Source organism: Enterococcus lemanii (assembly GCF_016909125.1).
Classification (GTDB): domain Bacteria; phylum Bacillota; class Bacilli; order Lactobacillales; family Enterococcaceae; genus Enterococcus_I; species Enterococcus_I lemanii.
The window spans coordinates 12,747-24,739 of the sequence record NZ_JAFBFD010000010.1; the positions used below are offsets into that span (position 1 = coordinate 12,747).

Here is an 11,993-nt window from a genome sequence, read left to right on the forward strand (position 1 = left end):
GTTTATGTTTGCTAATAAAATTCAATTGATGCTCTATGTCGATGATGTTTTAAAGGCGAAAGAGTTTTGGCTTGCGCTAGATTTTGTTGTGATTGAAGAACAGTCAATGGATGGAACGCTGGTTGTCGAACTTGCACTAGCCAAAGGTAGTCCGATTCATTTTGTTTTATACGATCGCAAGTTTATTGAGGCACATTCACCAGAAGTCGCAACCAATTCACCTTCTTTAATGTTTTACTCAGATCAAATGATTGAACTGTATAAGAAGGTAAAAGAGCAAGGTGTTGCCATCGGGGAGTTAATCTTATTAGAAGATCAATACGTATTTAATTTTTCTGATCCAGATGGAAACTATTTTGCTGTTTCTGGGCCAATCGATTAGCTAAGTAAAAAGGGCTGTGACGAAAATGAAGTCATAGTCCTTTCTTTGGTTAAAAAGAAAGCAGGGATAAAATGAAGAAATTAATCTATGTAATTAGTGATATCCATGGTCAAATTGATTTGTTTAAAAAACTTTTAGAAGACTTCGATCCCAAGTGGCATCAACTCGTTTTGATAGGCGACCTCAATGATCGAGGGATGCATAGTAAAGAGTGTTTGTTGTTAGGAAAAGAATTAGTCGAGCAGTTTGGAGCCGTCTATTTACGAGGAAATCACGAAGAATATTTACTACAGTTTTTAAATCGCCCTGAAGACTGGTATGAAAAATATGCACGAAATGGTGGCAAAGAAACAATCAATAGTTTACTTCATTCAGGAGCAACCGAAGAATATTCTCCCACTGAAATGGGCATGATGATTCGCCATCGTTATAAAGAATTGATTGATTTTTTAATTGAACGTCCCTTTTACTTTGAATGGCAGCAATATGTTTTTGTTCATGCCGGAGTTGATTTTAAGCAAACGGATTGGCGCAAGACATCTTTACATGATTTTATTTGGATTCGTGAGCCTTTTTTAGAAGGGAAAAATACAACGGATAAAACGATTGTGTTTGGTCATACGATTACCCCAATGCTTCATGGAGATATGCAGACCACTGATTTATGGTTTTCTGATCGTAAAATCGGTATTGATGGTGGTGCAATTTTTGGCGGCTCTGTTCATGGGGTTATCTTTAATCAAGCAGGCATAGTGCAAGATATTGAATATCAAAACATGTCTGGTCCATGGCAACCAGATTTTTAAAAAACGTAGGAAAGAGTGAGTGTATGGCAACGGAATTAAACCAAGTGATTATTGATTTATTAAAGAAAGAACTACCACAATTTCATTTAGAGCAAATTAAAAAAGTTCTAAATTTATTACATGAAGGAAATACCGTTCCTTTTATAGCGCGTTATCGAAAAGAGATGACCAATGCTTTAGACGAAGTACAAATTCGTGAGATTGAAGAACGTTACCATTATTTAGAAAACTTAGAAAAACGTAAAGAAGAAGTTTTACGAATCATTGAAGAACAAGGAAAGCTAACTCCTGAATTAACAAAAGAAATTAAATTAGCGGTCAAGTTGCAAGTGGTGGAAGATTTATATCGACCTTACAAACAAAAACGTCGTACGAAAGCAACGATTGCAAAAGAGCAAGGGTTAGAACCATTTGCTGATTGGATTTGGACTTTTCCAAAAGATGACTATTTAACCAAAGCGCAAGAATACCTTAATGAAACGATTACGACCCCCGAAGAAGCATTAAAAGGTGTCCACGAAATTTTAGCAGAACAAATTAGTGACGAAGCAAAATACCGTGCTTGGATTCGCCAGTTTTTTTACCAGAACGGTCAATACGTTAGTCAAGTAAAAGATGCAAGCCTTGATGAGAAAAAAGTTTATGAAATGTATTACGACTTTGCTGAGCCGATAAAAAGAATGGTTTCGCACCGAATTTTAGCAACAAATCGTGGAGAAAAAGAAGGTATTTTAAAAGTTCAGTTAACGGTCGATGAAACAAGGATTCAAACTTATTTTGCCAAGCAATTAATTGCTGAGCCCAATTCTAGTGTCGCAGCTTTAATTGAAGCAGCGTATTTAGATGCGTATAAACGCTTTATTGGACCAAGTGTAGAACGTGAAATTCGCAATGAGTTGACCGAATCGGCGGATGAACAAGCCATCGCAATATTCGGCGAGAACTTACGTCATTTGTTGTTGCAATCGCCTTTAAAAGGTAAAGTTGTTTTAGGTTTTGATCCAGCTTATCGTACTGGTTGCAAGTTAGCAGTTATGGACGCAACTGGAAAATTGTTAAACGTAACGGTTATTTACCCGCATGCTTCATCTGAGAAACGACACGAAGAAGCACAAAAAACCTTTATCAATTTATTAAATCAATATCAAGTAGAGATGGTGGCAATCGGAAACGGTACAGCTAGCCGTGAGTCGGAACAATTTGTTGCGGAACAACTAAAAAAAGTAAAACGTGAAATTTATTATGTAATTGTAAATGAAGCAGGCGCCTCTGTTTATTCGGCGAGTCCGATTGCTCGCCAAGAATTTCCTGACTTGCAAGTAGAAGAACGCAGTGCGATTAGTATCGGACGGCGTTTACAAGACCCTCTAGCCGAACTGGTTAAAATCGAACCAAAAGCAGTCGGCGTCGGTCAGTACCAACACGATGTTTCGCAAAAACGTTTGACAGAACAACTCGATTTTGTCGTTGAAACGGTTGTAAACCAAGTTGGCGTAGATGTGAACACTGCAAGCCCACAGTTATTAGAGCATGTTGCCGGTTTAAACAAGACAACTGCCCAAAATATTTTTCATTTCCGTGAAGAAAACGGTGCTTTTTCACAAAGGAATCAACTGAAAAAAGTACCACGCTTAGGTCCAAAAGCATATGAACAAGCCATTGGTTTTTTACGCATCCCTGCCGGTAAAAATATTTTAGACAATACGGGGATTCACCCAGAAAGTTATTTGGTTGCTAGTCAAATTTTGGACGAGCTTCAAATTCAAACCTCTGAATTAGGAACAACTCAAGCGGTTGAAAAGTTAAAAGCAAGTCAGCCAAGTCAACTTGCACAAAAATTAAATGTTGGGAAAGCAACAGTAGAAGACATCATTCACGCACTAGTACAGCCAGGCCGTGATATGCGTGATAGTATGCCGGCACCGCTTCTTAGAAAAGATGTTTTATCAATGGAAGACTTACAAGTTGGCATGGAATTGAAAGGGACCGTTCGAAACGTAATTGATTTTGGTGCCTTTGTTGATATTGGCGTTAAACAAGATGGTTTAGTTCATTTATCCAAACTAAGTCAATCTTTTGTCAAGCATCCCAAAGATGTTGTTACAGTCGGTGATATTGTTACCGTTTGGGTCGAACAAATCGATATGGCTAAAGGACGGATCGCTTTAACCATGATTGCGCCGAAAGCAAAGGAAACAAGTCTTGAAAAATAATGGCTTTATTTATTAAGAAAACACTAATTTGTTTGCTATTTTAGATAAACTATTAGATAATCTATAACGTTAATAAAAAAATTAAAAGCATATTAAATGACTTGTACTGCCTTAAGAAAAGAGGAATTATGAATGTTGAATCAAGAAAATCCTACCTATCATTTTGTCGGAATTAAAGGATCAGGGATGAGTTCCCTCGCTTTAGTCCTTCATGAGAAAGGTTTTAATGTTCAAGGATCTGACGTTGAAGAATATTTTTTTACCCAACGCGATTTAGAAAAAGCTGAAATTCCATTATTTGTTTTTGATGAAAATAATATCACCCCAGGATTGACGGTCATTGCAGGTAATGCCTTTCCTGATAGTCACGAAGAACTAATTCGTGCAAAAGAACTTGGTTTAGAAATCATTCGTTACCATGATTTTTTAGGCCAATTAATCAAAAATTACACGAGCATTGCGGTGACGGGCTCTCATGGGAAAACAAGTACAACTGGTTTGTTAGCACACGTTCTTTCAGGAATTCGTCCAACGAGTTATTTAATTGGAGATGGTACGGGCCATGGTGTAGAAGCGGCTGAATTTTTTGCCTTTGAAGCATGTGAGTACCGCCGCCACTTCTTAGCTTACTCACCGAATTATGTGATTATGACCAATATTGATTTTGATCACCCAGATTATTATGAAAGCATTGAAGATGTCTACTCTGCCTTTCAATCAATGGCTAACCAAGTAAATAAAGGTATTATTGCCTTTGGTGATGATCCCTATTTACGTCAATTAAAAGCGGATGTTCCTATTTATTATTATGGTTTAAATAAAAATGATGATTTTCAAGTTCGCAATATTGAGCGAACGACACAAGGTTCCAATTTTGATGTCTTTTTCAAAGGCAAAGAAATCGGTCATTTTCGTTTGCCGGCTTATGGGCAACACAACATTAATAATGCGTTAAGTGTGATTGCTGTGAGTTACTTAGAAGGACTTTCAATGGCTGAAGTTGCCAAAGAAATGACGACCTTCAAAGGGGTGAAACGCCGCTTTAGTGAAAAAATTGTAGCAGACATGACGATTGTCGATGATTATGCCCATCATCCAGCTGAAATTCGAGCAACGATCGATGGTGCTCGTCAAAAACACCCAGATAAAGAGATTATTGCCGTTTTTCAACCGCATACTTTTACTAGAACCATTGCTTTAATGGATGACTTTGCAGAAGCATTAGATTTAGCTGATAAAGTTTATTTATGTGATATCTTTGGTTCTGCACGTGAGTCACAAGGTGTCGTAAAAATTGAAGACTTAGGTGCTAAAATTAAAAAAGGTGGTCAAGTACTTAAAGAAGACAATGTCTCACCTTTACTTGATTATGAAGACGCCCTAGTCATTTTTATGGGTGCCGGAGATGTTCAAAAATTTGAAAGAGCTTATGAACAACTTTTAAGCAGCACGACTCGTAATTTACGATAATGGCTAAAAGACTGGATAAATAGTGAATTTTCCAGTCTTTTTTGCTTTTATTTTTTGGAGAATATTTAATGTCTACCGATTAAATAAAAAACATTGAAACAGCGTTGTTTATTTGGTCAATCAAAAGAATGTAAGTTTCATGACAAGTTAACCACTGGAGGAGAAAAATGAACGTAATTATTTATCATACGAATGACTTTCACAGTAATTTTAATAATCTTAAGAAAGTCCATGCCTATATCAAAGCTAATAAAACGGCCGATGATTTGTATCTTGATAGTGGTGATTATACCGATTTATCGAGCATCATTGTACAAGCAGACAGTGGGAAATCAGCAATGCAACTCATGGTTGATAGTCAGTTAGATGCAATGAGTTTAGGAAATAATGAAATTGATTTAGGAAAAGAGGCGCTTGTTGAATTAGCCAAAAGCGGTGTGCCACTCCTATCGACAAACATTAGAGACTTGAATCATAAAAACATCGATGGTATTTTTTCATCGCTGATCCTTCAAAGAGCAGGTAAACGTTTTTTAATCGTAGGCTTATCTCCTTATTACAGTAAAAATTTTGAACATGCCTCATACGATCTCTTTTTTATGATGGGTGGTGTAACAACGGAAGAACCGATTGTTTTATTAAAAGAAGAGCTTGAAAAACAAAAAGGACAATTTGATTATGCGATTTTGCTTTCTCACAGCGGGTTGTTCGTCGATAAAGTAATTTTAGAAAAACTGCCAGAAATTAATTTATGTCTAGGGGGACATACGCATGATATTGCAACGTTTAAAGGATACTCGCAATCAGGGCAAGGGGAAAAATTAGGCAAAATTACCTTGGAAATTACAGACACAGGCATTGTTGAAAGCGAAAATATCCAAATCGATTTAATCGAGCAGTCCAATGAGCGTTTTGATACCTTATACAAAGAAGCAGAAACAACGACTACGCAAATATTGTCTCAACCACTCCCAATTATTCGTGAGTTAGCTTTTGATGCCTTGAATGAATCCGAATTAATTAACTTTATTTGCGATGCTTTGATGAAAGAAAAGAAGTCTGATTTAGCCATCATGCACACCGGAATTGCTGAACAAGCCCTGATAAATCCTGTTTCAAAAAAAAGTCTAATCGAGAATTTCCCTTCAAAGCTAAATCCAACGCAATATCAACTTTCCGGTAAAGCTATCCGTGAAGCAATTCTACTCTCTTTTGATGTTAAGCATATTAAGAACAGTGGTAAAGGACCTGGGTTTAGAGGTCGCATTTTAGGAACGTTAGGATTCAGTCAAAATGTACAGGTCGAAAAAAGTACCGGTCAAATCACGATTGACGGATATCCGTTGGAAGATGATCAAATCTATTCCGTCATTACAGACGACTATCTTCAACGAGGAAGCGGTTATCCCAGTCTAAAAGTCGGTGACCATGAAGCGACTTTTGAGCCAGGTTTTATTCGCGATCTTGTTGAAAAATATTTGTTAGATGAGGAAATATTTGCAAGCTCAAAAGTGCAGAGAGTTTTTGAAGAAGTGCTTTAAAGAAGGCATCCATTCTTTTTTTGATAGAAGTATGCGAGTGATTCAAACTTGCACTTTTTCAGACATCTGCTAAAATAAAAAGAAATTAAAACTTTTGGAGGTTACAAACTTGAACATAGGCAAGCCGCGAAAAATCGGGAAAACCATTGATGAAATTGTGGAAGGTGATTCGCTATCTGTCACAGAGTCAATTGAAGACCAACAATTATTGTTATATTTAGGTCTAACAAACGATGCCAATCCGCTTTATATTCAACACGATTATGCCAGTCAAACACCATACGAACGACCGATTGTCCCTTCGATTATGTTAATGGGGATTGTAACGAGTGCCATCTCGAAACATTTACCTGGGCCGGGTTCTCACGTGGTAAATTTTTCCGTGAATTTTGTCGAAGTTGTGCATCATTATGAAACAATTACCTTTGATTTTGAGGTAATTAAAGTTGATAAGATGAAAGAAGTCATTACCATCTCTGTTGAAGCAGTGAATATTGAAAATGATCGTGTGCTAGATGCTGTTGTGTTAGTTCAACCGCCAATTAAATTAGTAGAAAGTAGTGACGTCAATGAATAATTATGTAGTCGAGGCCAAAGGGTTAAATCAGTTTTATGCGAAAGTCTATGGTATTTTTAGTTTAGGTTTAGGAATAACTGCCATTTCTGCTTTTATTTCAATGAACTATTTTTTTGAACAAGCAGTCCATTTTTTACAATCTTTTCCGTTTGGACTGACTGGTGTTTGGGTGTTACAAATTGGTTTAGTTCTCTTTTTAAGCGCAAAAGCCAAAAATAATCCTTCACTAACGATTGCTGGTTTTATCGTTTACTCTTTATTAAATGGGTTAATTTTTTCGTTAACCTTATCCATGTATTCTGGCGCAGATGTTGCCCGAGCATTTATCGTTGCAGCAGCCACATTTGTTGGTATGTCAATTTTTGGTGTGATGACCAAAAAAGATTTAAGTGGCGTTGGACGTGCAGGAATTGGCTTATTGTGGGGTGTAATCATTGCAACGTTCATCAACATGTTCCTTGCAAGCACAGCCGTTGATTATTTCTTATCTTATGCCACGGTTTTAATCTTTGTTGGTTTAACTGCTTATGATAATCAACGCATTCGTCAAATCTATTTTGCAACCCAAGGGCAAGACAATACGGGGTATGCTGCTTTTATGGCTTTGCAATTGTACTTAGATTTTATTAACCTATTCTTATCTTTGTTACGAATTTTTAGTAGAGATTAAAAAAATCGAAACACCAGCCAAAGGGAACTTGAGCTGGTGTTTTTTGCACCAAGAATCAAATACGCCTCCAAGCAAGTTTAGTTTAAAAGAATCGCAATTATAGTGATTCTTTGTTAAAATAAAGGGATGAAGAAAAAGAGGAGATAGGTAAATGAAAAATAAATTACTCTTAATTGACGGCAATAGTGTTGCATTTCGTGCTTTTTTTGCCTTACACAATTCAATGGATCGTTTTAAAAATAGCAATGGGTTACATACCAATGCTATTTATGCTTTTCATACGATGTTTGATAACATCATGGAAAAAGAAAAACCAACGCATGTTTTAGTTGCTTTTGACGCTGGAAAGACGACTTTTCGACATGAATGGTATGAAGCGTATAAAGATGGACGTTCAAAAACACCGGGAGAATTTAGAGAACAACTGCCGTATATTCGCGAACTCATTCAAGCTTTAGGGGTGCAGTATTATGAACTGGAGAACTATGAAGCAGATGATATTATTGGCACACTTGCAACCAAAGTGAACAAAGAAGAATTTGAAGTGGTTATCTTAACTGGTGATCGCGACTTAACGCAACTTGCTTCAGAAGATATCACTGTTGATATTACGGTTAAAGGCGTGAGCGAAGTTGAATCGTATACACCTGCTTTTATTGCAGAAAAATATCAAGGCCTGACACCAGCACAAATTATTGATATGAAGGGTCTCGCGGGTGACGCGTCTGATAATATTCCAGGAGTAACCAAAATTGGTGAAAAAACAGCCATCAAGTTATTAAATCAATATGGGTCTGTCGAAGGGATTTACGAGAACATTGCTGAGATGAAAAAAAGTAAAATGAAAGAAAACTTAATTCAAGACAAAGAAAAAGCGTTCCTTTCAAAAAAACTGGCAACGATTCATACCGATTCACCTGTGACCATTCAAGTGGAAGAATTAAAATATGAAGGCAAAGATTTAGAAAAATTAATCCCATTTTATAAAGAAATGAACTTTAAATCGTTTTTAGAAAAATTAAATATCCATGAAGTACAAGAAGAATTACCAATGGTTGAATTTATAGAAGTTTCTGAAGTAACAGCGGATATGTTTACAACGGAAACGGCTTTGTATGTAGAGATGTTAGGCGATAATTACCATACGGAAGCTATCATCGGTCTGGCTTGGAAAAACAAAGACCAAGTGTATGTGACGACAGATGTGGCGATTTTGGCACAACCTATAATGGCTGACTGGTTAACCGATTCAGCGAAAAAGAAAACAGTTTATGATTTTAAACGTACAATGGTAGCCTTAAATAACCATAAGATTCAATTAAAAGGAGTCCATTTTGATATTTTATTAGCTGCCTATTTACTAAATACGACGGATCAAAGCAGTGATATTGCAGAATTGGCACAACATTACGGTTATACAGCTATTCAATCGGATGTCGGTATTTATGGGAAAGGGGCTAAAATTGCCGTCCCAGAAAAAGAACGTTTATTTGACCATTTGGCGCGAAAAGTAATTGCCATTGAACACTTAACGCCAATATTAACGGAAGAATTAGCTACAAAAGACCAGACGACTTTATTTACTGATATGGAGCTACCGCTATCTGAAGTCCTAGGTCAGATGGAAATTTTAGGTATCAAAGTGGACGCAAATCGCTTAAACGAAATGAAAGAAGAATTTTCAGAACGATTAAAGCAAATCGAACAAAAAATTTATGAGCTCGCTGGCGAGGAATTTAATTTAAATTCACCAAAGCAATTAGGTGTTATTTTATTTGAAAAAATGGGCTTGCCCGTCATAAAAAAAACGAAGACAGGTTATTCCACAGCAGTCGATGTGTTAGAACAACTACGTGAACAAGCACCGATTGTGGATGATATTTTAGTTTATCGTCAAATTGCTAAAATTCAATCGACTTATATTGAAGGCTTATTGAAGGTCATTCAACCAGACGGACGTATTCATACGCGTTATACGCAAACGTTAACGCAAACCGGTCGTTTAAGCTCGGTGGAACCGAACTTACAAAATATACCGATTCGTCTGGAAGAGGGACGGAAAATTCGTCAAGCTTTTGTGCCAAAAGCTGAAGATTGGTTCATTTATTCCGCGGATTATTCACAAATTGAATTGCGTGTGCTCGCCCATATTTCTGACGATGATCATTTAAAGCAAGCCTTTATTGAAGGACAAGATATTCATACGAGTACGGCGATGCGTGTCTTTGGTATCATGGATGCCGCTGACGTAACGCAAAATATGCGTCGTCAAGCCAAAGCGGTGAATTTTGGTATCGTGTATGGTATTTCAGATTATGGTCTTTCACAAAACTTAGGAATTAGTCGAAAAGAAGCACAGCAGTACATTGACACGTATTTTGAGCGTTATCCTGGCGTCAAGAAATATATGGAAGAAATTGTCCGTGAAGCCAAAGATAACGGTTATGTTGAGACATTGTTCCACCGTCGTCGTTATTTACCAGACATTAATTCGCGCAATTTTAATTTACGTTCATTTGCCGAAAGAACAGCGATTAACTCACCGATTCAAGGAAGTGCCGCTGACATTATTAAAATTGCTATGATCGAATTAGAAAAACGGTTGGCAGAAGAACAAATGACAGCGAAAATGCTTTTACAAGTTCATGATGAATTAGTTTTTGAAGTGCCAGAAAATGAATTAGAAAAGCTGAATTTAATTATTAAAGAAATCATGGAAAGTGCAGTGTCATTAAGTGTACCGCTGATTGTAGATAGCAGTTGGGGAAAAACGTGGTATGATGCCAAATAAAGAAAGGTGGATCTTATGCCTGAATTACCAGAAGTAGAAACGGTTCGAAAAGGATTAAGCCGACTGGTGTTAAACAAAGTCATTGAATCCGTTGATGTTTTTTGGCCGAGAATTATTGAAAGGCCAGAAGTGGAAGAGTTTAAAATGTTATTAGTTGGCCAAAAAATTGAACGAGTCGATCGTCGAGGGAAATTTTTAATCTTTAAATTAACAAATTTTGATTTGATTTCTCATTTAAGAATGGAAGGGAAATATGAATTTACGCCTACTCAAAAAGAAGAGTCTCCTTCAAAGCATGTCCATGTGATTTTCCATTTTAGTGATCAAAGTCAATTAGCGTATAATGATGTTCGTAAGTTTGGTCGAATGGCGCTTGTGCCGAAAAATCAAAGTCACGATTATAAAGGGATTCGATTGCTTGGCGTCGAACCGGTAGCACCAGATTTTCAAGTGGAAGTATTTTATCAACAATTAACGAAATCAAGTATGGCTATAAAACCCCTTTTGTTAGGGCAAAAAGTTGTCGTTGGTCTAGGGAATATTTATGTTGATGAAGCTTTATGGCAAGCTAAAATTCATCCAGAAACACGTGCGAACAGCTTAACTTATGAAGAAGCGCAACACTTGCATGAAGCAATTATTGAGGTTTTAGCAAAAGCGGTAGAAGCAGGAGGGACAACGATTCGTTCTTATGTCGGAGCTTTAGGAGAGGTTGGGACTTTCCAAGTCGCTTTAAATGCATACGGCCAAACAAATGAGCCTTGTCCACGCTGTCTAACCCCAATTGAAAAAATAAAAGTGGCACAACGCGGCACACACTTTTGTCCGAAGTGCCAAATAAGAAAAGGGTGAGCCGATGGGATTTGTATTAGGACTCACAGGCGGCATCGCGAGTGGCAAAAGTACGGTGCTCCAATTTTTCAAAGATTATCACTTTCCAATTGTAGATGGGGATCAAATTGCTCGTGAAATTGTTCGAGTTGGACAACCCGCCTTAGCAGCGCTTGTCGCACATTTTGGCCAAGAAATTTTGTTAGAAAACAAGGAGTTGGACCGAAAGAAGTTAGGTGCGCTGATCTTTGCTGATGCGACTAAAAGAAAAGAATTAGATGCTTTGTTAAATCCTTTCTTAAGAAAAGCAATCTACCAAGAAGTCGAAAAGAAAAAAAAGCAAGCGGCGTTAACCGTTGTCGATCTGCCTTTACTCTATGAAGGGCATTACGAAAGACTAATGGATCAAGTCGCCGTTGTTTACTTACCAAAAGAAAGTCAAATGCAACGTCTAATGCAAAGAGATAACTTGTCAAAAGAGGCAGCGGAACAACGAATCGCTAGTCAAATGTCAATTGAAGAAAAAAAAGAGCGCGCCGATATTCTTTTTGATAATCGAGGAAGTTTGGCTGAAACAAAGCAACAAGTCAACACTTGGTTAAAAGGTCAAGGATTTTTGTAAAAAAACATTAAAAAACTCTAGGAAACTAGGGTTTTTTTGCGACTTAGATGAAATTAGAATGAAAAACCATGTTATAATATAACTAAGGAT

Annotated in this window: 10 protein-coding genes; all 10 read left to right on the top strand. The window is 37.1% G+C overall.

Features of this window, described 5'->3' with window-relative positions:
* Positions 1–4 precede the first annotated feature (4 nt).
* The 10 genes from JOD14_RS04120 (at position 5) to coaE (ending at position 11,903) form a co-directional block, all read left to right on the top strand.
* The gene (locus JOD14_RS04120; RefSeq protein WP_204653472.1) at positions 5–382 is read left to right on the top strand and encodes a VOC family protein; all 378 of its coding nucleotides are present in this window, start codon (positions 5–7) and stop codon (positions 380–382) included.
* Between the two features lie 71 nt (positions 383–453).
* The gene (locus tag JOD14_RS04125; RefSeq protein ID WP_204653474.1) at positions 454–1,188 is read left to right on the top strand and encodes a metallophosphoesterase family protein; all 735 of its coding nucleotides are present in this window, start codon (positions 454–456) and stop codon (positions 1,186–1,188) included.
* Positions 1,189–1,211: 23 nt separating this feature from the next.
* Positions 1,212–3,401 carry a Tex family protein gene (locus tag JOD14_RS04130; protein ID WP_204653476.1) on the top strand — a complete coding sequence of 730 codons (2,190 nt, stop codon included), beginning with the start codon at positions 1,212–1,214 and terminating at the stop codon, positions 3,399–3,401.
* A 132-nt stretch (positions 3,402–3,533) separates the two neighbouring features.
* Positions 3,534–4,871 (top strand): UDP-N-acetylmuramate--L-alanine ligase, encoded by a 1,338-nt coding sequence (gene murC, locus JOD14_RS04135; RefSeq protein ID WP_204653478.1) that lies wholly within the window; start codon positions 3,534–3,536, stop codon positions 4,869–4,871.
* Between the two features lie 167 nt (positions 4,872–5,038).
* Positions 5,039–6,412 carry a bifunctional metallophosphatase/5'-nucleotidase gene (locus JOD14_RS04140; protein ID WP_204653480.1) on the top strand — a complete coding sequence of 458 codons (1,374 nt, stop codon included), beginning with the start codon at positions 5,039–5,041 and terminating at the stop codon, positions 6,410–6,412.
* A gap of 109 nt (positions 6,413–6,521) precedes the next feature.
* Positions 6,522–6,989, top strand: a complete 468-nt coding sequence (locus tag JOD14_RS04145; RefSeq protein ID WP_204653482.1) for a MaoC family dehydratase — start codon at positions 6,522–6,524, stop codon at positions 6,987–6,989.
* On the top strand, positions 6,982–7,659 hold the full coding sequence (locus JOD14_RS04150; protein ID WP_204653484.1) for a Bax inhibitor-1/YccA family protein: 678 nt from the start codon (positions 6,982–6,984) through the stop codon (positions 7,657–7,659). Before JOD14_RS04145 ends, JOD14_RS04150 begins: the two co-directional genes overlap by 8 nt.
* Before the next feature lie 151 nt (positions 7,660–7,810).
* Complete coding sequence (polA, locus tag JOD14_RS04155; protein ID WP_204653486.1) at positions 7,811–10,450, top strand: DNA polymerase I; 2,640 nt, start codon at positions 7,811–7,813, stop codon at positions 10,448–10,450.
* 15 nt (positions 10,451–10,465) lie between these two features.
* Complete coding sequence (gene mutM / locus JOD14_RS04160; protein ID WP_204653488.1) at positions 10,466–11,302, top strand: DNA-formamidopyrimidine glycosylase; 837 nt, start codon at positions 10,466–10,468, stop codon at positions 11,300–11,302.
* Positions 11,303–11,306: 4 nt separating this feature from the next.
* Positions 11,307–11,903, top strand: a complete 597-nt coding sequence (gene coaE, locus JOD14_RS04165) for a dephospho-CoA kinase (RefSeq protein ID WP_204653490.1) — start codon at positions 11,307–11,309, stop codon at positions 11,901–11,903.
* The last annotated feature ends 90 nt before the right edge of the window (positions 11,904–11,993 follow it).